Source organism: Kitasatospora sp. MAA4 (assembly GCF_029893355.1).
Lineage (GTDB): Bacteria > Actinomycetota > Actinomycetes > Streptomycetales > Streptomycetaceae > Kitasatospora.
On record NZ_JARZAI010000010.1, the window covers coordinates 163,992 to 189,361 of the forward strand.

2 protein-coding genes (1 of these 2 only partly in view) are annotated in these 25,370 nt (G+C 74.5%); both read right to left on the reverse strand.

The window, feature by feature from the left end; translation table 11 throughout:
- Window positions 1-8,825 carry the beginning of a type I polyketide synthase gene (locus tag P3T37_RS15875; RefSeq protein ID WP_280724291.1) on the reverse strand. Its footprint begins 21,922 nt before the window's first position, so the window shows 8,825 of its 30,747 coding nt (coding positions 1-8,825); the start codon lies at window positions 8,823-8,825; its stop codon lies off the left edge, out of view.
- A gap of 61 nt (window positions 8,826-8,886) precedes the next feature.
- Window positions 8,887-25,110 carry a type I polyketide synthase gene (locus P3T37_RS15880; protein WP_280724292.1) on the reverse strand — a complete coding sequence of 5,408 codons (16,224 nt, stop codon included), beginning with the start codon at window positions 25,108-25,110 and terminating at the stop codon, window positions 8,887-8,889.
- Window positions 25,111-25,370: the final 260 nt, after the last annotated feature.

Here is a 25,370-nt window from a genome sequence, read left to right on the forward strand (position 1 = left end):
AACACCAACCGCGAGCGACCGAAGCGCTCCTCGGACAGCCACTCCTGCACCAGGCCCAGCACCCGCGCCGTCAACGCGTGCACCGACTCCGTACCAGCGCCGGAGCCGGCCAGCGGGACGACGACAACCGACGGGACCTCGACCAGCGCATCCAGGACGTCGACCTCCACGAAGGAGACCGGCACACCAGCGGGGACCGGCACCCAGTCCAGCTGGAACAGCGAATCGGTCGCGCCCAGCTGCTCCACCGAGATCGGCCGGACCAGCAGCGACTCCACCGACGCCACAGGCGCACCCGCCGTGTCGGCGATGGCGAGGGACAGCGTGCCGCTGCCCGAACGGCTCAGCCGCACCCGCACTGCCGAGGCACCCGCCGCGTGCAGCGACACCCCCGTCCAGGAGAACGGCACCCCGCCCTGGCCCTGCTGCTCACCGTCGAGGAAGACCGACGCGTGCAGGCAGGCGTCGAAGAGCGCGGGGTGCAGGCCGAAGGCACGGCCATCGGCCTGGTCCGGCAGCGCGACCTCGGCGAACAGCTCCTCCCCGCGCCGCCACACCGCCCGCAGCCCCTGGAACACCGGCCCGTACCCGAAGCCGGCCTCCGCCAGACCCTCGTACGCGCCCTCCACCGACACCGACTCAGCCCCGGACGGCGGCCACACCACCGCATCGAACACCGCAGGCACCACGCCCGTAGCCCCCAGCACACCGCTCGCATGCAGCGTCCACACCTGATCCGCCACACCATCGACGCAGGAGTGCACAGTCACCGCACGACGACCCGCACCATCCAGCTCACCGACCCACACCTGCACCCGGACACCACCCACCGCCGGCAGCACCAGCGGCGCAGCAAGCGTCAACTCCTCCACCCGACCGCAACCGACCTCATCCCCCGCCCTGACCGCCAGTTCCAGCAACGCCGTCCCCGGCACCAACACCGCACCCAGCACCACGTGATCCGCCAGCCACGCATGCGACTCCACCGACAACCGACCCGTGAACAGGTAGCCGTCCGTGTTCACCAGCTCGACCGCCGCGCCGAGCAGCGGGTGCTCCGCGGATTCGAGGCCGGCGAAGCGGACGTCACCGGCGCGCAGGGCGGAGCCGGTGGGCCAGAAGCGCCGGTGCTGGAAGGCGTAGGTGGGCAGCTCGACCGGGCGGGCGCCGGTTCCGGCGAAGAGCGCCGTCCAGTCGACCTTCGCGCCGTCCACGTGGAGCTCTGCCAGGGCCTGGACGAGCGTGGCCTCCTCGGTTCGGTCCCTGCGCAGGACCGGGACGATGAGCGCGTCGGCGTCGGCCGACTGCTCGGCGAGCGCCGACAAGACGCCGTCCGGGCCCAACTCCAGGAAGCGGTTGGCACCTTGGTCGGTCAGGGTGCGGACGCCGTCGGCGAAGCGGACGGCCCGGCGGACGTGGTCCACCCAGTACTGCGGCGAGCAGAGCTGGTCACGGGTGGCGAGTTCACCGGTCAGGTTCGACACGACGGGGATGCTCGGGGTGTTCAGCGACAGGCCCGCGACGACCGTGCGGAAGTCTTCGAGCATCGGGTCCATCAGCGGCGAGTGGAAGGCGTGCGAGACGCGCAGGCGGGTCGTCTTGCGGTCCGCGAAGTGGGCCAGGACCGCGTTGACGGCGTCCTCGGCACCGGAGAGCACGACGGAGGACGGGCCGTTCACCGCAGCAATCGACACGAACTCGTTTAGCAGCGGCAGGACTTCGTCCTCCCTCGCCTGCACCGCGACCATCGCACCACCGGCAGGCAGCACCTGCATCAGCCGACCGCGCGCCGCGACCAGGGCGCAGGCGTCCGCGAGGGAGAACACCCCGGCAACGTGCGCTGCCGCGATCTCGCCGATCGAGTGGCCGGCCACGAAGTCCGGCCGCACTCCGAGAGACTGGACGAGGCGGAAGAGCGCCACTTCGACGGCGAAGAGACCCGCCTGGGCGAAGTCCGTCCGGTTCAGCAACTCCTCGTCCCCGCCCCAGACCACGTCACGCACGGGAGCGTCGAACTCCGCGCACACCGCGTCAAAGGCATCGGCGAACACCGGGAAACGGGCGTGGAGTTCACGACCCGTCCCGAGTCGCTGCGAACCCTGGCCCGAGAACAGGAACGCCGTCCTACCTCCGCGCGCCGAACCCTCGACCACCCCAGCGACGGCCTCGCCCGCGACCAGTGCAGCCAGCGCCTCCGAGCGATCCGCCGCCACGACCACCGCGCGCTGCGCGAACAGCGAGCGCGAGGTGACCAACGAGTGACCCACGTCGACCGGTTCGAGGTCCCCGGCATGCGCGAGCAGCCGCGCGGCCTGGCCCCGCAGCGCGGATTCCGTCCGGCCCGACAGCACCCACGGCACGACGCTCGCCGTGACGGACGCCTGCGCGACGGCAGGCTCGAACTCCGCCTGCTCCAACACCACATGCGCATTCGTGCCGCTGATCCCGAACGACGACACACCCGCCCGACGCAGACGCCCCGGACCCTCCGGCCACACCACCGGCTCGGTCAGCAACTCGACCGCACCCGCACTCCAGTCCACATGCGAGGACGGCGCGTCCACATGCAGCGTGCGCGGCAACATGCCGTGCCGCATCGCCATCACCATCTTGATCACACCCGCCACACCCGCCGCAGCCTGCGTGTGACCGATGTTCGACTTCAACGAACCCAACAGCAAAGGCCGTTCCCGCTCCTGACCATAGGTCGCCAGCAGCGCCTGCGCCTCGATCGGGTCACCCAGCGTCGTGCCCGTCCCGTGCGCCTCCACCGCATCGACATCCGAGGCCGACAGACCACCGGACGCCAGCGCCTGCCGGATCACCCGCTGCTGCGACGGCCCGTTCGGCGCCGTCAAGCCATTGCTCGCGCCGTCCTGGTTCACCGCCGACCCGCGCAGCACCGCCAGCACCCGGTGCCCATTGCGCCGAGCATCCGACAGACGCTCCAGCACCACGATGCCGACACCCTCGCCCCAACCCACACCGTCCGCCGAGTCCGAGAACGAACGGCACCGGCCGTCGGCCGACAGCCCGCCCTGCCGCGAGAACTCCACAAACGTCCCCGGCGTCGACATCACCGTCACGCCACCGGCCACCGCGAGCGTGCACTCCCCCGAGCGCAGCGCCTGCGCCGCCAGGTGCATCGCCACCAGCGACGACGAACACGCCGTGTCCACCGTCACCGCCGGACCCTCCAGACCCAGCGTGTACGACACCCGACCCGACGCGATGCTCGGTGCGCTGCCGTTGCCTCGGAAGCCCTCGAACTCCTCGCCCGCCAGCGCGTCGCGGTAGTCGGTGTACATCACGCCCGCGAAGACGCCGGTCTGGCTGCCGCGCAGCGACACCGGGTCGATGCCCGCGCCCTCGAACGCCTCCCAGGTCGCCTCCAGCAGCAACCGCTGCTGGGCGTCGGTCGCCAGCGCCTCGCGCGGGCTCATCCCGAAGAAGTCCGCATCGAAGTCACCGGCCTCGTACAGGAAGCCACCGGAACGCGTGTAGGAGGTGCCCGGGACCTCGCGGTCTGCGCTGTAGAGCGACTCCACGTCCCAGCCGCGATCGGTCGGGAAGTCCGAGATCGCGTCGACGCCGTCCGCGACCAGGCGCCACAGATCCTCCGGCGACCGGACCCCGCCGGGGTAGCGGCAGGCCATGCCCACGATCACCACCGGGTCGTCCGCAACCGACGGCAACACCCGGACCGGAACGGCAGGTTCGACCTCGGCACCGATGAGCTCGTCCAGCAAGAAGCCGACCAGCACCTCCGCGCTCGGGTAGTCGAAGACCACCGTCGCCGGCAGCCGCAGACCCGTCACCGTACCCAGCCGGTTGCGCAGCTCGACCGCCGTCAGCGAATCGAAGCCCAGATCCTGGAACGCCCGCGCCGGATCCACCGTCTCCGAACCCGCGTGGCCCAGCACCACCGCGATCTGCCCGCGCACCAGGTCGAGCACCACCTCACGCCGCTCCACCGCCGACAGCCCGGACAGGCGTGCCGCGAGATCGGCCCCCGCACCGGAGGCGGCGCTTCGACGGGCCCGCGCCCGGACGAGTCCGCGCAGCAGCGCGGGGGTCTCGTCCTGGGCCTGGAGCACGGCGAGGTCGAACCGCACGGGCAGGACCAGGGCGTCCGCCACCGAGGCCGTCATCGCGGCGTCGAAGAGCGCCACGCCCTCCGCAGCCGAGAGCTCGGGCATGCCGGTCCGGGCGATGCGCTGGAGGTCGACCTCGGAGAGCGTGCCGATCATGCCGCCGTCCGGAGTCCACGGGCCCCAGGCCATCGAGACGCCCGGCAGACCCCGGGCTCGGCGGTACTGCGCCAGCGCGTCCAGGAACGTGTTACCGGCGGCGTAGTTGCCCTGGCCGGGGCCGCCGAAGATGCCGGACACCGACGAGAACAGCACGAAGGCCGACAACTCCAGGTCCCTGGTGGCCTCGTGCAGGTTCCACGCCGCGTCCACCTTCGGGCGCAGCACGGCCGCCAGGCGGTCGGGGGTCAGGGCCGAGATGACGCCGTCGTCCAGCACGCCGGCCGTGTGCACCACCGCGCGGACGGGGTGGCGGGATATCAGGGCTGTGACGGCGGCGGGGTCCGCCACGTCGCAGGCCTCGACGAGCGTTTCGGCTCCGAGGGCGGCCAGCTCGGCCACCAGCTCGGCGACACCCTCTGCCGCCGGACCGCGACGGCTCACCAGCAGCAGACTGCGGACACCGTGGGTGCTGACCAGGTGACGGGCGACCAGACGGCCCAGGCCGCCCGTGCCGCCGGTGACCAGGACCGTTCCCTCGGTGTCCCAGGACGGAGTGGCAGGCGCGTCGGGGGCCGGAACCCGGCCGAGCCGGGCCGCCAGCACCTCGCCAGCGCGCACCAGCAGCTGCGGCTCGTCCAGGCCCAGCACCCCGGCCAGGTCTGCCCCCTCGCCGTCGACATCCACCAGGCCGAAGCGGCCCGGGTTCTCCGACTGCGCCGAGCGCACCAGGCCCCACACCGCAGCCCCGGGCAGGTCCGCACCCGACATCGCGCCACGCGTCACGAAGACGAGACGCGAGGCGGCAAAGCGTTCGTCGGACAGCCACCCCTGCAGCAGGCCCAGCACCCGCGCTGTCAGCGCGTGCACCGAGGAACCGGCCAGCGGAACCACGACAACCGGCGGCACCTCCACCAGCGAGCCCAGGTCGTCAACCTCCACGAAGGAGACCGGCGCAGCCCCGGAAACCGCCACCCAGTCCACCCGGAACAGCGAGTCCCCACCAGCCGGGGCGGCCGACACCGGCCGCAGCACCAGCGACCCGACCGACGCCACCGGCCCGCCGGCGCCGTCGGCGACCGCCACCGACACCGAGTCCTCGCCCGTACGGGTGACCCGCACCCGCACGGCGGCCGCGCCCGCCGCGTGCAGCGAGACGTCGGTCCACGAGAACGGGACGACGCCCTTCGGCAGGCCGTTGAACGCGGTGACGTGCAGCGCCGCGTCCAGCAGCGCCGGGTGCAGGCCGTAGGCACCGCCATCGGCCTGGTCCGGCAGCGCGACCTCGGCGAAGACCTCGTCGCCGCGCCGCCAGGCCGCGCGCAGGCCCTGGAACAGCGGGCCGTAGTCGAATCCGCCCTCCGACATACCCTCGTAGAGACCGGTCAGGTCCACCGGCTCGGCCCCGGCCGGGGGCCAGACGGAGGCGTCGAACTCAGCACTCCGCTCGCCGCTCGCCAGGACGCCGCTCGCGTGCTGGACCCAGGGCCACCCTTCGCCGCCCTCCTGCCGGGAGCGCATGGTCAGCGTGCGGCGACCGGTCTCGTCCGGGGCTGCGACGCGCAGCTGGAGCTGGACTCCGCCACGCTCCGGCAGCACCAGCGGTGCGGCGAGGGTCAGTTCCTCCACCAGGTTGCAGCCGACCTCGTCACCGGCTCGGACCGCCAGTTCCAGGAAGGCGGTGCCGGGCAGCAGGACCGAGCCCCGCACGACGTGGTCCGCCAGCCACGGGTGCGACTCCACCGACAGCCGGGTGGTGAACAACAGGCCGTCCCCGTCGGACAGTTCGACGCAGGCGCTGAGCAGCGGGTGGTCCGTCGCGTCCAGGCCGGCCGCGGCGACGTCACCGGTCGACGGCGCGCCGGTCCTCGGCCAGAAGCGCTCGCGCTGGAAGGCGTACGTCGGCAGGTCGAGCTGCCGGGCGCCGGTGCCCGCGAAGAGTGCCGGCCAGTCGACTGCCAGGCCCGAGACGTGCAGCCGCGCCACCGCCGCCAGCGCGGTGCTCTCCTCGTCCTGCTGCCGGCGGAGCATCGGCACCAGCACGGCATCGTCCCCGTCATCGCCCCCGTCCGGAACGGACTCCGCGGCCATCGCGGTCAGTACGCTGTCCGGCCCCAACTCCAGGAAGCGGGTGACTCCTTGGGCGGCCAGGCAGGCGACGCCGTCGGCGAAGCGGACCGCCTCGCGGACATGGCTCACCCAGTACTCCGGGGAGCACAGCCGCTCCTCGGCGGCGATCTCACCCGTCAGGTTGGAGACCACGGGCACCGAGGGCGCGTGGAAGGCCAGCCCCTCCACCACCGCGCGGAAGTCGGTCAACATCGGGTCCATCAACGGCGAGTGGAACGCGTGCGACACCCGCAGCCGGGTGCTCTTGCCGAAGTGCCCGCAGACCTCCGCGACGGCATCCTCCGAGCCGGAGATCACCACCGACGACGGACCGTTCACCGCCGCGATCGAGACGAACTCACCCAGTGGCGGCAGGACTTCGGCCTCCGTCGCCCGCAACGCCACCATCGCACCACCCGCCGGCAGCGCCTGCATCAACCGGCCCCGCGCCGCCACCAGCGCGCACGCGTCCGCCAGCGAGAGAACCCCCGCCACATGCGCGGCAGCGACCTCGCCGATCGAGTGACCCGCCACGAAGTCCGGCCGCACGCCCCAGGATTCGAGCAGCCGGAACAGCGCCACCTCCACCGCGAACAACCCCGCCTGTGCGAAGTCCGTCCGGTTCAGCAGCTCCTCGTCCGTCCCCCACACGACCTCCCGCACCGGCGCCTCGAACCCGGCGCACACCGCGTCGAAGGCCTCCGCGAACACCGGGAAGCGGCCGTACAACTCCCGTCCCATACCGAGTTGCTGCGATCCCTGCCCCGAGAACAGGAACGCCGTCCTGCCCGCCCGCGCCGAACCCTCGATCAACCCGACGGCGGTCTCACCCGAAGCCAGGGCCGCCAGCGCCTCGGAGCGGTCCGCCGCCAGGACCACCGCACGGTGCGCGAGCGTCGAACGCCCCGTGGCCAGCGAGAAGCCGGTGTCCAGGGCGAGGCCGGGCCCGCCACCCTGCCGCAGGTGGTCCAGCAGCCGGGCCGCCTGCCCGCGCAGCGCGGCGTCGGTCTTCCCGGAGAGCACCCACGGCACGACGCCGGGCGAGGTCACCGGCTCCTGCGCGGGCAGCACCTCGGCCGCCTCCGCCTGCTCGAGCAGCACGTGCGCGTTGGTGCCGCTGATCCCGAACGCCGACACGCCCGCCCGGCGCGGCCGGCCCGTGGCGGGCCAGTCCGTCCGCTCGGTGAGCAGCTCGACGGCGCCCGCACTCCAGTCCACGTGCGAGGACGGCGCGTCCACGTGCAGCGTGCGCGGCAGCACACCGTGCCGCATCGCCATCACCATCTTGATCACGCCGGCCACACCCGCCGCCGCCTGCGCGTGGCCGATGTTGGACTTGATCGACCCCAGCTGCAAAGGCCGGTCACGGTTCTGCCCGTAGGTCGCGAGCAGCGCCTGCGCCTCGATCGGGTCGCCCAGCGTCGTCCCGGTCCCGTGCGCCTCGACCGCGTCGACCTGGTCGGCGGAGAGCTGGGCGTTGCCGAGGGCCGCGCGGATCACGCGCTGCTGGGAGGGGCCGTTGGGGGCGGTGAGGCGGCTGCTGGCGCCGTCCTGGTTGACCGCGGTGCCGCGCACCACCGCCAGCACCTGGTGCCCGTTGCGGCGCGCGTCCGAGAGGCGTTCGACCAGCAGCAGGCCGACGCCCTCGGCCCAGGAGGTGCCGTCGGCGGCCTCGGCGAAGGGCTTGCAGCGGCCGTCAGGGGCCAGGCCGCGCTGTCGCGAGAACTCGGTGAACAGGCGCGTGGTCGGCATCACCGCGACGCCGCCCGCCAGCGCCATCGAACACTCGCCGGCGCGCAGCGCGCGGACGGCCAGGTGCAGCGCGACCAGGGCCGAGGAGCACGCGGTGTCGACCGTGACGGCCGGTCCCTCCAGGCCGAAGGTGTAGGCGATCCGGCCGGAGAGCACGCTCACCGCGCCACCGGTCAGCAGGTGCCCCTCGGTCTCCTCGGACTGCCGGGCCAGCGAGCCGTAGTCGGTGTCGGCGCCGCCGATGAAGACGCCGGTCTCGCTGCCGCGCAGCGAGGCCGGGTTGATCCTGGCCCGCTCGATCGCCTCCCAGGCCGCCTCCAGGAGCAGCCGCTGCTGCGGGTCCATCGCCAGCGCCTCGCGCGGCGCGATGCCGAAGAGGTCCGCGTCGAAGTCGCCCACCCCGTCGACGAACCCGCCGTGGCGCACGTAGCTCTTGCCGGGCGTGCCGGGGACGGGGTCGTAGAGCGACTCGACGGCCCAGCCGCGGTCCTGCGGAAGGTCCCCGATCGCGTCGCCGCCGTCCGCGACCAGCCGCCAGAGGTCCTCGGGTGAGCGGACGCCTCCCGGGTACCGGCACGCCATGGCGACGATGGCGATCGGCTCGTTCTGCCTTGCCTCGACGGACTCCAGGCGCTGCCGGGTGCGCCGCAGGTCTGCGGTGACCTTCTTGAGGTAGTCGCGGAGCTTGTCTTCGGAGGTGCTGGCGCTGGCCATGGGAGGAAAACCTCGCAGTTCGGAACTGGCGGTACGGAAGGGGGCGGTACGGAAGGGGCGGTCAGGCGAGGCCGAGTTCGCGGTCGATCAGGTCGAACATCTCGTCGTCGGTGGAGGCCGCCAGGTCGGCGCCGCCGTCCTCCTGGTCCTGGCCGTCGTCAACGGCGTCGGCCGTGTCGAGGGCCCACTGGAGGGACTTGAGCCGGCTGACCAGCCGGGCCCTGGCCTCGTCGCCGAGGGCGGCCCCGGCGAAGGCCGCCTCCAAGGCCGCCAGTTCGGCGAAGACCGGGGACTCGGTCCCGGCACCCGGGCCGGCCTGCGCGCCGAGGCGCTCGCGCAGGTGGCGGGCCAGGCCGATCGGGGTCGGGTGGTCGAAGACCGCCGTGGTGGGCAGCCGCAGGCCGGTCTCGGCGTTGAGGCGGTTGCGCAGCTCGACGGCGGTCAGCGAGGACATCCCGAGGTCCAGGAAGCCGCGGTCCGCGTCGATCGCGCCGGTGGTGGCGTGGCCGAGCACGGTGGCGACGTGACCGGCGATCAGCTCGACCAGCAGGCTCTGCTGCCTGGCCTCGCTCAAGCCGGCCAGCCGCTCGCGGACCCCGTGGTCGGCGGCAGCCGCCGCGGTGGCCGTCCGCCGTGCGGGGGTGCGCCGGGCGGGCGCGAGCCCGCGCAGCAGCGACGGGACGTCGGCCGAGCCCAGCGCCCGCAGGTCCAGCCGGACCGGGACGAGCAGCGGGCTGTCGAGGGTCGACGCCGCGTCGAGCAGGCCGAGCCCCTGCTCGGCCGAGAGCGGCAGCATTCCGGAACGCGCGAAGCGTGCAACATCCACGCGGTCCAGCGTGCCGGTCATTTCACTGGATTCTCCCCAGTATCCCCACGCCAGCGAGACGGCCGGCAGGCCCTGCGCCCGGCGGTGCTGGGCGAGGGCGTCGAGGTAGCTGTTGGCCGCCGCGTAGTTGGCCTGGGCCAGGCCGCCGGCGACACCGGCGAAGGAGGAGAAGAGCACGAAGGCCGAGAGCCCGGCGTCGCGGGTCAGCTCGTGCAGGTTCCGGGCGGCGTCCGCCTTGGGGCGTAGCACGGCTGCGAGTTGGTCGGCCGTCATGCTCTCCAGCAGCCCGTCGTGCAGGACGCCGGCCGCGTGCACGACGGCGCTCAGCGGGTGCGCGGCCGGGATCGCGGCGAGCACCTCGGCCAGCCGATCGCGGTCGGCGGCGTCGCAGGCGACGACGGCGACCTCGGCGCCCAGCGCGGCGAGTTCGGCGCGCAGGGCCTCGGCGCCGGGGGCGGCCGGGCCGCGCCGGCCGGTCAGCAGCAGGTGGCGCACGCCGTGCCGGGTGACCAGGTGGCGGGCGACCAGGGCGCCGAGCGTGCCGGTGCCGCCGGTGATGAGCACGGTGCCGCCGCCGTGGGCGTCCCACGTCCAGACCGGCCCGGCGGCCGGGTCCGGCTCGACAAGGGCCACCCGGCTCAGTCGCGGCACGGTCACCGTCCCGGCACGCAGGGCGAGTTGGGACTCCCCGGCCGCGACGGCGGCGGCCACGGCCGCCGGCAGCGCCTGCTCGGAGGCCTGCTCCCCGTCCAGGTCGGCGAGCAGGAAGCGGTCCGGGTTCTCCGACTGCGCGGAGCGGATCAGCCCCCACACCGCGGCGTGCTCCAGCGCAGGAGCCCGGTCGGCCGGACCGGTGGCGACCGCGCCCCGGGTCGCCAGGACCAGGCGCGCGTGCGCGCAGCGGGCGTCGGCCAGCCAGGACTGGGCCACGGCCAGTACCTCCGCTACGGAGGCATCGGCCGCGAGCCGCAGCAGGACGGTGTCGGGAATCGGTTCCGCCAGGGCTGCTAGTGCCGCGTCAGGCAACCTTTGCCCGGCGAGGGTTGCCTGACGCGGCACTAGGTCCGGGAGCGTCCCCACCGGCGAGTCGACGCCCGCCAGCGGGATCCACCGGACGTCGAACAGCGCGTCCTGGCGGGCGGCCTGGCCGAACCGGTCCGCGTCGATGGGCCGGACGGCCACCGACTCGGCGCTCAGCACGGGCGCGCCGCTCCCGTCGACGGCGGTCAGCGCGAGGGTGCCGTCCGGCGCGGGGGCGAGCCGGACCCGCAGCGCGTCGGCGCCGGTGGCCAGGACGCGGACGCCGCGCCAGGCGTACGGGAGGGCGGGCACGGTGTCGGCGGTCCCCAGCGTCAGGAGGGTCTGCAGCAGGGCGGGGTGGACCCGGAACCCGTCCGCCGCGGCGGGCTCGGGCTCGGCGAGGGCCACCTCGGCGAAGGTCTCGCCGTCGCGCTGCCACAGCGCCCGGACGGTGTCGAACAAGGGTCCGTGGCCGTAGCCGTGCTCGGCGAGCCGCCGGTGCAGCGGCTCCGGGTCGACGGGCCGGGCCCCGGCCGGCGGCCAGCTGTCGGACCAGGTCACGTCGGGATCGGCTGCGGCGGCACCGAGCGTTCCGGAGGCGTTGCGGGTCCACGGGCCGTGCGCCTCGGTCCGCGTGTACACGGTGACCGGGCGCAGGCCCGAGGCGGCGTCGGGTGCGCCGACGCTCAGCTGCACCTCGGCGGCGCCGTCCTCGGGCAGCGTCAGCGGCAGGTGCTCGATGAACTCCGCGACCACCGCGCAGCCGGTCTCGTCCCCCGCGCGGACCGCCCAGTCGAGCAGCGCCGTGCCGGGGAGCACCGCCGCGTCCAGCACCCGGTGGTCGGCGAGCCAGGGGTGGCTGCGCAGGCCGACGGTGCCGGTGAGGTGAGCTGAGCCGTCGTGCGCCGAGCGGATGATCGTATCGAGACCGCTCGGTTCGGCCCGGCGCCCGGCGACGGCCGGGGCCGCGTCCAGCCAGTACCGCTCGCGCTGGAAGGCGTACGTCGGCAGGTCCACCGGGCGCCCGCCCGCGACGCTCTCCCGCCAGTCGATCCGGACGCCGTGCACATGGGCCTCGGCGAGCGAGGCGAGCACGCGCAGCGGTCCGCCGTCGTCGCGGCGCAGCGACCCGATGACGACCACCTCGGCCTCCTCGGCGGCGGCGGTGTCCTCGATCCCGGTGGTGAGGACCGGGTGCGGGCTGGACTCGACGAAGACGTCGTGGCCCTGGCGCAGCAGCGCGCGCAGCGACTCCTCCAGCCGGACGGTGCGCCGCAGGTTCTGGTACCAGTAGTGCGCGTCGAGCGCGGTGTCGCCGTCCAGCCAGTCGCCGGTGACGGTGGAGAAGAACGGGATCGTGCCGGGGCGGGTCTCGATGCCGGCCAGCTCGCTCAGCAGGGTGTCGCGGATCAGTTCGACCTGCGCGGAGTGCGAGGCGTAGTCGACGGGGATCCGCTTGGCCCGGACGCCGTCCGCCGTGCAGGCGGCGATCAGCTCGTCCAGCGCCTGCGGCTCGCCCGAGACGACCACGGTGGCCGGCCCGTTGACGGCGGCGACCGAGATCCGCTCGCCCCAGGGCGCCAGGCTGCGCAGGATCTCCTGGTGCGAGGCGGTGACCGCCACCATGCCGCCGCGCCCGGACAGCTCCTCGGCGATGGCCCTGCTGCGCAGCGCGACCACCTTGGCCGCGTCCGCGAGCGAGAGCACCCCGGCCACGCAGGCCGCCGCGATCTCGCCCTGCGAGTGGCCGAGTACAGCGGCGGGCACCAGGCCGTGGCTGCGCCACAGTTCGGCCAGCGAGACCATCACGGCCCACAGCGCGGGCTGGGCCACCTCGACCCGGTCCAGTGACGGTGCGTCAGGAGAGCCGCGCAGCACGGCAGTCAGCGACCAGTCGACCCAGGGCGCCAGCGCCTGCTCGCAGGCGTCCATCCGGGCGGCGAACACCGGCGCGGTGTCGAGCAGTTCGGCGCCCATGCCGGCCCACTGGGAACCCTGGCCCGGGAAGACCAGGACGGTCCTGCGCGGCCGTCCCGAGCCGGCCCGGCCGTTCAGCAGACCGGGGGCGGGCGCGCCCTCGGCGAGAGCGCGCAGGGCGGCGCGCAGCTCCTGGCCGGTGCTGCCGAGGACGACGGCGCGGTGTTCGAGGGTGGCGCGGGTGGTGGCCAGCGCGTGGGCGAGGTCGAGCGGCGTGCCCTCCCCCGCCGGGGTGTCCAGGTGGGCGAGCAGCGCGCGGGCCTGGCCGCGCAGGGCCGGTGCGGTGCGGGCGGAGAGCAGCCACGGCACGGCCCGCTCGCTCGGGGCAGGAGCCCCCGGCTCGACGGCCGGGGCTGCTTCCAGGATCACGTGGGCGTTGGTGCCGCTGACGCCGAAGGAGGAGACGCCGGCCCGGCGCGGGTGCTCGTCGGACGGCCAGGGGGTCGGCTCGGTGAGCAGCTCGACCGCGCCCGCCGACCAGTCCACCTGCGGCGTCGGCGCGTCGATGTGCAGGCTCCCGGGCAGCACGCCGTGCTGCATCGCCAGCACCATCTTCATCACCCCGGCGACGCCCGCGGCGGCCTGGGTGTGACCGATGTTGGACTTCACCGAGCCGAGCAGCAGCGGGCGTTCGCGGTTCTGGCCGTAGGTCGCGAGCAGCGCCTGCGCCTCGATCGGGTCACCCAGCCGGGTGCCCGTGCCGTGCGCCTCCACCGCGTCCACCTCGGCGGCCGCGAGTCCGGCGGCGGCCAGCGCCTGCTGGATCACCCGCTGCTGGGACGGGCCGTTGGGGGCGGTCAGGCCGTTGGAGGCGCCGTCCTGGTTGACCGCGCTGCCGCGCACCACCGCGAGGACGCGGTGACCGTTGCGGCGGGCGTCCGAGAGGCGCTCGACCACCAGCAGGCCCACGCCCTCGGAGAACCCGGTGCCGTCGGCGGCGGCGGCGAAGGACTTGCAGCGTCCGTCCGCCGCCAGGCCGCGCTGGCGCGAGAAGTCGACCACGATCGCCGGGGAGGACATCACGGTCACCCCGCCCGCCAGTGCGAGCGAGCACTCGCCGTTGCGCAGCGACTGGGCGGCCAGGTGCAGCGCGACCAGCGAGGAGGAGCAGGCCGTGTCCACCGTCACCGCCGGGCCCTCCAGGCCCAGGGTGTAGGAGACCCGGCCGGAGAGCACGCTGACGGCGTTTCCGGCCTTGACGTACCCCGCCAGCTCCTGCGGGACCTCGCTCGCGCCGGTCAGGTAGTCGGTGGAGGAGAGGCCGGCGAAGACGCCGGTCCGGCTGCCGCGCAGCGCCTTCGGGTCGATCCCGGCGCGCTCGACCGCCTCCCAGGCGGTCTCCAGCAGCAGCCGCTGCTGGGGGTCCATCGCCTTCGCCTCGTGGGGGCCGATGCCGAAGAAGTCGGCGTCGAACTCGGCGGCGTCGTACAGGAATCCGCCCTCCAGCGGGCGGGCGGCGCCGGGGTCCTGCGGCAGCGCGTCATAGAGCCCGGCGAGGTCCCAGCCGCGGTCGGTGGGGAAGCCGGCGATCGCGTCCGTGCCGTCGGCCACCAGCCGCCACAGATCCTCCGGCGAGCGGACGCCGCCGGGGTAGCGGCAGGCCATGCCGACGATCGCGACCGGCTCGTCGGCGGCGAGGGCGGTCGGTGCGGGTGCGGGTGCCGGTGCGGGGACGGCTTTCTCGAAGAGCCGATCGTCCAGGTGCTCCGCGAGGGTGACGGGCATCGGGTAGTCGAAGACCAGGGTGGCCGGCAGGCGCAGCCCGGTCGCGGCGGCGAGCCGGTTGCGCAGCTCCACCGCCGTCAGCGAGTCGAAGCCCAGGTCCCGGAAGGCACGCCCGGCGTGCACCGGGTCCGCGCTCGCGTGTCCCAGCACGGCGGCGGCGCAGGAGGTGACCAGGTCCAGCAGCAGTGCCTGCCGCTCGTCGGCGGCCCGCCCGGCCAGGCGCTCACGCAGCCCGCCGCCGGCCGCCGCGCGCCCGGAGTCCGCGGTGCGCCGGGCGCCGTCCCGGACGAGTGAGCGCAGCAGGACGGGCACGGCCTCCCGCTCGCGCGAGCGCAGCGCGGCGGTGTCCAGCCGGACGGGCACCAGCAGGGACCGGGCCGCCGGCAGCGCGGCGTCGAAGAGGGCGAGTCCGTCGCGGCTGGACAGCGCCAGACCGCCCGCCTGGCGGGAGCGGGCCAGGTCGGCCTCGCCGAGGTGGCCGGTCATCGCGCTGGCCTGCGCCCACAGGCCCCAGGCCAGCGAGGTGGTGGCAAGACCGCGCACCCGGCGGTGCTGGGCGAGGCCGTCCAGGAAGGCGTTGGCCGCCGCGTAGTTGCCCTGCCCGGCGGAGCCGAGCACGCCGGCCGCCGAGGAGAACAGCACCAGGTCGGCCAGGTCCAGGCGTTCGGTCAACTCGTGCAGGTGCCAGGCGGCGTCCGCCTTGGGGCGGGAGACGGTCCGCAGCCGCTCGGGGGTGAGCGAGGAGACCACGCCGTCGTCCAGGACGCCCGCGGCGTGCACGGCGGCGGTGAGCGGGTGAGCGGCCGGGACGGCGGCCAGCAGCGCGGCCAGTGCCTCGCGGTCGGCGCCGTCGCAGGCGGCCACGGTGACGGCGGCGCCCTGGGCGGTCAGTTCGTCGCGCAGCTCCCGGGCCCCGGGGCCCTCGATACCGCGGCGGCTGGTGAGCAGCAGGTGGCGCACGCCGTGCTCGGCGACCAGGTGGCGGGCCAGCAGGCCGCCGAGCTCGCCGGTGCCGCCGGTGATCAGGACGGTGCCCTGCGGGTCCCAGGCGCGCGGGACGGTGAGCACCAGCTTTCCGACGTGCCGGGCCTGCGCCATGTGCCGGAAGGCGTCCCGGGCGTGCCGGACGTCCCAGCCGGTGACCGGCAGCGGGTGCAGGACGCCCTGCTCGAAGAGTTCGGCCAGCTCGGTCAGCATCTGCTGGATGCGCTCCGGTCCGGCCTCCACCAGGTCGAAGGCGCGGTAGCCCACGCCCGGGTGGGCCAGGGCGAGTTCGTCGGCCGCGCGGATGTCGGTCTTGCCCATCTCGACCAGGCGGCCGCCGGGCCGCAGCAGACGCAGCGAGGCGTCCACGAACTCCCCGGCCAGCGAGTTGAGCACGACGTCCACGCCCCGGCCGCCGGTGGCGGCGCGGAAGCTCTGCTCGAAGTCGAGGGTGCGCGAGGAGGCCAGCCGCTCGGCGGGCCAGCCCTCGGCGCGCAGCAGCTGCTGCTTCTGCTCGCCGGCGGTGCCGTAGACCTCGGCGCCCCACAGCCGGGCGAGCTGGGTGGCGGCCATCCCGACGCCGCCGGCGGCGGCGTGCACCAGCACGGACTCGCCGGCGCCGAGGCCGGCCAGGTCGCGCAGCGCGTAGGAGGCGGTCAGGAAGGCGACGGGGACAGTGGCCGCCTCGGCGAAGGTCAGCCGCTCGGGGATCCGTACCAGCACCCGGTGGTCGGCGACGGCCAGCGGGCCGAAGCCGCCCTCCACCATGCCCATCACCCGGTCGCCGGGGGCCAGTTCGGTGACCCCCGGGCCGGTCTCGACCACGACGCCGGCCGCCTCGGCGCCAAGGAACCGCGCCCCGCCCGGGTACATACCGAGCGCGTTGAGGACGTCGCGGAAGTTCAGCCCGGCGGCCCGCACCGCGATCCGGACCTGGCCCGGCTCCAGCGGCGCCGCCGCGTCCGGGGCCGGCGCCAGCACCAGGTTGTCGACGGTGCCCTTCTCGGGGATGTCCAGGCGCCAGGCGGCTTCGTCCGTGGGGAGGGTGAGGATGTGGGCGCCGTGGGTGCGGGCCAGCCGCGGCGCGTGGGCGGTGCCCTGGCGCAGGGCCAGTTGGGGTTCGCCCGTGTCGACGGCGGCGGGCAGCGCGCGCCAGGAGGCGGGGTGGCCGTCGACGTCCACCAGCGTGATCCGGCCGGGGTGCTCGGTCTGCGCCGAGCGGATCAGGCCCCAGACGGCGGCGCCGGGCAGGTCGCGGACGTCGCCGGCGGCGTCGGGGGCGACCGCCTCGCGGGTGGCCACGACCAGCCGGGTCCGCGCGCAGCGCTCGTCGGCGAGCCAGCGTTGCAGCAGCTCCAGGACGCGGTCCAGGGCGGGGGCGGGGAGCTGGGTTTCGGTCGGGGAGGTCGCCAGGAGGAGGACGGTGTCGGGGAGTTCGGCGCCCGGCTGGTCGTCCCAGTCGTACAGCGGCAGGCCGCTGGTGGCGGCCGAGCCGTCCGGATCGCCGCCGGCCAGTGCCCAGCGGACCGGGTTTCGTGCAGTCGGCTCGCTCTCCGGGAGCGCGGTCCACTCCAGATGGAAGAGCGCGTCCCGGACCACGGCCGGGGCCGGGGCGGCGGCCTCGACCGCGAGCGGGCGGACCACCAGCGAGTCGATCACGGCCACCGGACGGCCCGTCCGGTCGGCCATCAGCACCCGGACGGCGTCCGGACCGGCGGGGGTCAGCCTGACCCGCAGCTCGGTGGCGCCGGCCGCGTGCAGCGAGACGCCCGTCCAGGAGAAGGGCAGGCGGGCGCGGTCGTCTGTCGGGGTGAGGTGGGCGGCGTGCAGCGCGGCGTCCAGCAGCGCCGGGTGGATGCCGAAGCGGGCCGCGTCGCCATGGGCCTGCTCGGGCAGCCGCACCTCTGAGTAGAGGGTCTCGCCGTGCCGCCACGCTGTCCGCAGGCCCTGGAAGACCGGGCCGAACGCGTAGCCCCGGGCGAGCAGTTCAGGGTAGAGGCCATCCACGGGGACCGGTTGCGCGCCGGGCGGGGGCCAGGCGGTGAGGGCGTCGGCGGGCTCGGCGACCGGCGCCGAGAGCGCGCCGGTGGCGTGCAGGGTCCACGCCTCGTCGCCTTCGGCCCGGGTGTGCACGGTGACCGGCCGCAGCCCGGCGGCGTCCGGCACACCGACCGCGATCTGCACCTGAAGCTCGCCGCGCTCGGCGAGCAACACCGGTGCGTGCAGGGTGAGTTCGTCCAGTCGGCCGCAGCCGAGCTCGTCACCGGCCCGGATCACCGCCTCCGCGAGCGCAGCGCCGGGCACGATCACCCGACCCGCCACGGCGTGCTCGGCCAGCCAGGGGTGGGTGCGCAGCGACCAGCGGGCGGTGGCCACCAGGCCCTCACCGTCCGGGAGTTCGAGCGCGGCGGTCAGCAGCGGGTGGTCCAGCGCACCGAGGCCCGCCGAGCCGACGTCGCCGGCGGCGTCCGAGGGCGCGGGCCAGTACCGCTGGTGCTGGAACGCGTACGTCGGCAGCTGGGCCGGGCGGATCTCCCGGCCGCCGAAGAACACCTCCCAGTCGATCCGGGCGCCGTGGTTGCGGGCCTCGCCGAGCGAGTGCAGGAAGCGGTCGAGCCCGCCCTCCTCGCGCCGCAGCGTGCCCGTCGCGGCGGCGGTCGCGCCGGCGGCCTCCACTGTCTCCTGCACGGCGGTGGTCACCACCGGGTGCGGGCCGGCCTCGACGAAGACCCGGTAGCCGTCGTCCAGCAGCGCGCGGGTGGCCTGCTCGAACAGCACCGTGCCGCGCAGGTTCCGGTACCAGTACGCGGCGTCCAGCGCGGCGGTGTCGATCGGGGCGCCCTCGAGCGTGGAGTAGAACGGGATGTCCGCCGAGCGCGGCGCGATCGGCGCCAGCACCGTGAGCAGCTCCTGCTCGATGCGCTCCACCTGGGCGGAGTGCGAGGCGTAGTCCACCGGGATCCGGCGGGCCCGGACGCCGTCGCCCTCGCAGCCGGCCAGCAGCTCCGCCAGGGCCTCCGGCTCGCCGGAGACCACGACGGAGCTCGGACCGTTGACAGCGGCGACCGAGAGGCGCTCGTCCCAGGGCAGCAGCCGCTGCCGCACCTGCTCGACACCCTGGGCGACGGAGACCATGCCGCCGAGGCCCGCGAGCGCGGTCAGCGCCCGGCTGCGCAGCGCGACCACCCGGGCGGCGTCGTCCAGGCTGAGCGCTCCTGCCACGCAGGCGGCCGCGATCTCGCCCTGGGAGTGGCCCACCACGGCCGCCGGCTCCACGCCGTGCGCCCGCCAGAGCTCGGCGAGCGAGACCATGACGGCGAACAGCACCGGCTGGACCACGTCGACCCGATCCAGTGACGGTGCGTCAGGAGCGCTGCGCAGTACGTCCAGCAGCGACCAGTCGGTGAACTGCTGCAGCGCGGCCGCGCATTCGTTCATCCGCTCGGCGAAGGCCGGTGCGGTGTCCAGGAGTTCGAGTGCCATGCCGGCCCACTGGGAGCCCTGGCCGGGGAAGACGAAGACCGTCTCGCCCGGGGTGTCGCACCGGCCCTCGCTCAGCCCGGCCGCGGCGCGGCCCTCGGCCAGCGCGTCCAGCCCGGCCAGGAACCCGTCACGGTCGGCGGCGACGACGGTGGCCCTGTGCTCCATGGCGGTCCGAGTGGTGGCCAACGAGTGGGCGACGGCGGTGAGGTCGCAGTCCTCGGTGGCGCGGACCTGCGCGGCCAGGCGGCGGGCCTGCTCGCGCAACGCGTCCGCGCCCTTGGCCGAGAGGACCCAGGGCAGGGTGACCGCCGCTTCGGGCGCGGGCTGGGGATCGGGGGTGGGGGCCGCTTCCAGGATCACGTGGGCGTTGGTGCCGCTGACGCCGAAGGAGGAGACGCCGGCCCGGCGCGGCCGGTCGTCGGACGGCCAGGGGGTCGGCTCGGTGAGCAGCTCGACCGCGCCCGCCGACCAGTCCACGTGCGGCGTCGGCGCGTCGATGTGCAGGCTCCCGGGCAGCACGCCGTGCTGCATCGCCAGCACCATCTTGATCACTCCGGCGACGCCCGCGGCGGCCTGGGTGTGACCGATGTTGGACTTCACCGAGCCGAGCAGCAGCGGGTGTTGACGCCGTTGGCCGTAGGTCGCGAGCAGCGCCTGCGCCTCGATCGGGTCACCCAGCCGGGTGCCCGTGCCGTGCGCCTCGACGGCGTCCACGTCGGAGGGCGACAGGCCCGCGTCCGCGAGCGCCTGGCGGATCACCCGCTGCTGGGAGGGTCCGTTGGGGGCGGTCAGGCCGTTGGAGGCGCCGTCCTGGTTGACCGCGCTGCCGCGCACCACCGCGAGGACGCGGTGACCGTTGCGTCGGGCGTCCGAGAGGCGCTCGACCAGCAGCAGGCCCACGCCCTCGGCCCAGCCCGTGCCGTCGGCCGCCGCCGCGAACGGCTTGCAGCGCCCGTCCGGGGCCAGTCCGCGCTGGCGGGAGAACTCCACGAACACCTGCGGGGTGGACATCACGGTCACCCCGCCCACCAGCGCCAACGAGCACTCCCCGCGCCGCAGCGACTGGGCGGCCAGGTGCAGCGCGACCAGCGAGGAGGAGCAGGCCGTGTCGACCGTCACCGCCGGGCCCTCGAAGCCGAAGGCGTAGGAGAGCCGCCCGGAGACCACGCTCGCCGCGTTGCCGGTCATCAGGTAGCCGGCGACGTCGTCCCTGGTGTCCGCCAACAGGGTCTGGTAGTCCTGGAAGTTGGAGCCGACGAAGACGCCGGTCGCGCTCCCGCGCAGCGAGTGCGCCGCGATCCCGGCCCGCTCGACGGTCTCCCAGGCGGTCTCCAGCAGCAGCCGCTGCTGCGGATCCATCGCCAGCGCCTCGCGCGGCGAGATGCCGAAGAAGCCCGCGTCGAACCCGGCCAGGTCGCTGATGAATCCGCCGTCGCGCACGTAACTGGTGCCCTGGTGGTCCGGATCGGGGTCGTAGAGCCCCTCGGCGTCCCAGCCGCGGTCCGGCGGGAAGGCGGTGATGCCGTCCGTTCCGGAGGCGAGCAGCTCCCAGAACTCCTCCGGCGTGCTCACCCCGCCCGGGTAGCGGCAGGCCATCGCCACGATGGCGATCGGCTCGTCGGTGGCGGTGGTGGCCGGTAGGAGGGCCGCGGCTTCCGGGGTGCCCAGCAGCTCGGCGCGCAGGTACTGCGCCACCGCGGTGGTGGTCGGGTGGTCGAAGAGCAGGGTGGCGGGCAGCCGCAGGCCGGTTACGGCCGTCAGCCGGTTGCGCAGCTCGACGGCGGTGAGCGAGTCGAAACCCAGCTCGCGGAAGGCGCGGTGGACGTCGACCGCGCCGACCGAGGCGTGGCCCAGCACGCGGGCGATCTCCGCCCGGATCAGCTCGACCAGCACGCGGTCCTGCTCGGCCGGCGACAGGGCGGCGAGGCGCTCGCGCCAGGAACCGTCCGGGGCGACAGTCGCCGACGCCTCCAACAGGCGGCGCACCTCGGGAAGTTCGGCGATCAGCGGGCTGGGCCGGGCAGCCGTCAGCGCGGCGGTCAGCGGCTCCCAGTCGACGTCGGCCACGGTCACGCAGGTGGTGCCGCGGGCGACGGCCCGCAGCAGTGCGGCGATCGCCTGCTCGGGGTCCATCGGGACCAGGCCGCCGCGGCGCACCCGGTCAGGCGCGGTGCCCGTCGCCATGCCGCCGTCCGCCCAGGCGCCCCAGGCGACCGAGGTGGCGGGCAGGCCCAGCGAGCGGCGCTGCTCGGCCAGGGCGTCCAGGTAGGCGTTGGCCGCCGCGTAGTTGGCCTGTCCGGCGTTGCCCAGCACGCCGGTGATCGAGGAGAACAGCACGAACATCGAGAGCTCGTGCGCGCGGGTCAACTCGTCCAGGTGGCGGGCGGATTCGGCCTTCGCCCGCAGGACGGCCGCGAACCGGTCGACGGTCAGCGACGCCAGCACCCCGTCGTCCAGCACACCGGCCGCGTGGACGACGCCGCTCAGCGGCAGCGCCGCCGGGATGCCGTCGAGCAGCCGCGCCAGCGCCTCGCGGTCCGCAACGTCGCAGGCCGCCACCGTGACCCTGGCCCCGAGCGCCTCCAACTCGGCTTTGAGAGCGTCCGCGTTGGAGGCTGCCGGGCCGCGCCGACTGGTCAGCAGCAGGTGTTCGGCGCCGCACTCGGCCAGCCGACGCGCGACGCGGGCGCCCAGCGCGCCCGTGCCGCCGGTCACCAGGACGGTGCCGCGCGGGACCCGCCAGTCAGCGTCCGGGCCGGTTCGCGCGGGGACGCGCTCGATGCGGCGGGCGAGGATGCCGGAGGAGCGGATCGCCACCTGGTCCTCCGGTGTGCCCCCGAGCGCGGCGGCCAGCCGGGCCGCCGTGCGGGCGTCCAGCTCCAGGGGAAGGTCGACCAACCCGCCCCAGCGCTGCGGGTACTCCAGCGCGGCCACCCGGCCCAGGCCCCAGACCTGCGCCTGGACCGGGCTGGACAGCACGTCCAGCCGGTCGGCTGCGACCGCGCCGCGGGTGGCGCACCACAGCGGCGCCTGGATTCCGGCCTGCTCCAGCGCCTGGAGCAGCTCGGTCGAGGCGGCCAACCCGCGTGGCACGGAGGGAAATTCCGGGTGCTGGCGCTCGTCCAGCGCCAGCAGCGACAGCACGCCGGCGAACGGCCGGTCGTCGGCAGCGCTGGCCGCGCGCAGCTGGTCGGCGGGGGCGCCTTCGGCTGCGGACAGCACCAGGCGCTCGACGGGAAGCCCGCAGGCGTCGAGGCCGTCGAGGAGGCGGTCGATCCAGGTGCCGGCGGCGGCGCTGTCGGGCAGCACGGCCAGCCAGCGGCCCTGCGCTGGTGCGTTCGGGGCTGCGTTCGGGGCGCCGGTCACGGCGGTCCAGGTCGTCCGGTAGGACCACCCGTCGATCGTGGCACGGACGCGGCGCTCGCGGCGCCAGGAGCCCAGCACCGGGAGCAGGCCGTCGAGCGAGGCTTCGGCGCCGGGTGCGCCCGTGATCCCCAGGGCTGCGGAGGCAGCGGCGAGGTCACCCTGCTCGACTGCTGCCCAGAAGCCGGCCTCCGCCGCGTCTGTGGCGGGCGCCAGCTGCGGCGCGGCGGGAGCAAGCCAGAAGCGCTGGCGCTGGAAGGCGTAGGTGGGCAGCTCGACCGGGCGGACGGCGGTGTCAGCCAGGAGCGCGGACCAGTCGACCTTCGCGCCGTGCACATGGAGCTGCGCCAGGGCGCGCAGGACGCCGGCCTCCTCCTCTCGGTCCTTGCGCAGCACAGGAACGAACAGCGCATCGGCGGCCGACTCCTGGGCCATCGCCGACAGTACGCCGTCCGGGCCCAACTCCAGGAAGTTCCCGACCCCTTGGGCGGCGAGCATGCGGACGCCGTCGGCGAAGCGGACGGCCTGGCGGACGTGGTCCACCCAGTACTGCGGCTCGCAGAGCTGCTCGGGCGTGGCGAGTTCGCCCGTTAGGTTCGAAACCACAGTCATCGCCGGCGCGTTCAGCGTCAGGCCCTCCACCACCGCGCGGAAGTCTTCGAGCATCGGGTCCATCAGCGGCGAGTGGAACGCGTGCGAGACCCGCAAACGGGTGCACCTGGCGAAGTGCCCGCAGACCTCCTCCACCGCAGCCTCGGTACCGGAGATCACCACCGACGACGGACCGTTCACCGCCGCGATCGAGACGAACTCACTCAGCAGCGGCAGAACTTCAGCCTCCGACGCCCGCAACGCCGCCATCGCACCACCGGCCGGCAACGCCTCCATCAACCGACCCCGCGCCGCGACCAGGGCGCAGGCGTCCGCCAGCGAGAACACCCCCGCCACATGCGCGGCCGCGACCTCGCCGATCGAGTGACCGGCCACGAACTGCGGTCGGACACCGAAGGATTCGAGCAGCCGGAACAGCGCCACCTCGACGGCGAACAGCCCCGCCTGGGCGAAGTCCGTCCGGTTCAGCAGCTCCTGGTCCTCGCCCCACACCACCTCCCGGACCGGCGCCTCGAACTCCCCGCAGACCGCGTCGAACGCCTCCGCGAACACCGCGAAGCGGCCGTACAACTCCCTTCCCATGCCGAGCCGTTGCGAGCCCTGGCCCGAGAAGAGGAACGCCGTCGCCGCCCGGTCCGTCGCCACGCCGTCGAACAGCCCGCCTGCCGCCCGCCCCTCCGCAAGCGCGTCCAGACTGCTCAGCACCTCCGCGCGATCGCCGGACACCACCACCGCGCGATGCTCCATCAGTGCCCGGGTGGTGGCGAGCGAGTACGCAAGGTCGGCGGGGGCCAGGTCGGCGCGGGCGCGCAGGTGGGCGGCCAACCGCTCGGCCTGGGTACGCAGGGCGTCCGCGCTGCGGGCCGACAGCAGCCAGGGCAGCGAGCCGTCCTGAGAAGCCGCCTCCCCCTCCTCCCCCTCGGGAGCCTGCTCGATGATCACATGCGCGTTCGTCCCGCTGACCCCGAAGGAGGACACGCCCGCCCGCTGCGGCCAGGCGTTGACCGGCCAGGCCGTCTGCTCGGTGACCAGCTCGACGGCACCCGCACTCCAATCCACGTGCGGCGAGGGCGCGTCCACGTGCAGCGTCCCCGGCAGCACGCCGTGCCGCATCGCGAGCACCGTCTTGATCACGCCCGCAACGCCGGCCGCCGCCTGGGTGTGCCCGATGTTGGACTTCAACGATCCCAGCAGCAGCGGCCGTTCACGATCCTGACCGTACGTCGCAAGCAGCGCCTGCGCCTCGATCGGGTCACCCAGCGTGGTTCCCGTCCCGTGCGCCTCGACCACGTCGACCTCGGCGGCCGACACGCCCGCGTCGGCCAGCGCCCGGCGGATCACCCGCTGCTGGGAGGGCCCGTTCGGCGCCGTCAGACCGTTGCTCGCACCGTCCTGGTTGACGGCCGTGCCGCGCACCACCGCCAGCACCCGGTGCCCGTTGCGCCGCGCGTCCGACAGCCGCTCCACGAGCAGCACTCCGGCGCCCTCGCTCCAAGCGGTCCCGTCGGCAGCGGCCGCAAACGGCTTGCACCGCCCGTCCGGAGCCAACCCGCGCTGGCGGGAGAACTCCACGAACATCTGCGGAGTCGACATCACCGTCACCCCGCCCGCGAGCGCCAGCGAGCACTCCCCGCGCCGCAGCGACTGGACGGCCAGGTGCAGCGCCACCAGCGAGGAGGAGCACGCCGTGTCCACCGTCACCGCCGGGCCCTCCAGGCCCAGCACGTAGGAGATCCGCCCGGACGCCACGCTGACGGTGTTCCCGGTCAGTAGGTGCCCGCCGACCTCCTCGGGACGGGCGGAGGCACTGTCGTAGCCGCCATGGCCGGCCCCGATGAACACGCCGGTGGCCGTCCCGCTCAGCGCCTCCGGCGAAATGCCCGCCCGCTCGACGGCCTCCCAGGAGGTCTCCAGCAGCAGCCGCTGCTGCGGATCCATCGCCAGCGCCTCGCGCGGCGAGATACCGAAGAACGCCGGGTCGAACTCACCGGCGTCGTGCAGGAATCCGCTCTCGCGCGTGTACGTCGTCCCCAGCCGCTCGGGGTCCGGATCGAACAGCGCCTCCAGGTCCCACCCCCGGTCGGCCGGGAACCCGGACACCGCATCCACCCCGCCCAGCACCAGCTCCCACAACTCCTCGGGCGAACGCACCCCGCCCGGGTAGCGGCAGGCCATCCCGACGATGGCGATAGGCTCCCGGCTCTTCTCGCTCACCTCTCGAAGCTGTTCGCGAGTCTCGTGGAGATCGGAGATCGCCCGCTTCAGATAGTCGCGGAGCTTCGCCTCGTTCGACATCAGGATGTCAACCTCTCGGGGTGAGATGCCGGGAAACGCCGGTCGCGAAAGGTCCGCGGCGCGGTCCGACCCGTGTCCGGCCCAGTCTGGTCACCCTGGACTGCGGTTTTCCCTAGAGACGCACAGAAGGAGGGCTTACCGGCCCCCTCGCGGGTAGGCCGGTAGGCCCTCCATGTCCTAACGGTAGTCAGTCCAGCTGTCGTCGAAGGTCACCGCGCATGATCCCCGCGACGAAGGTGTCGTACTCGGCAACGATGCCT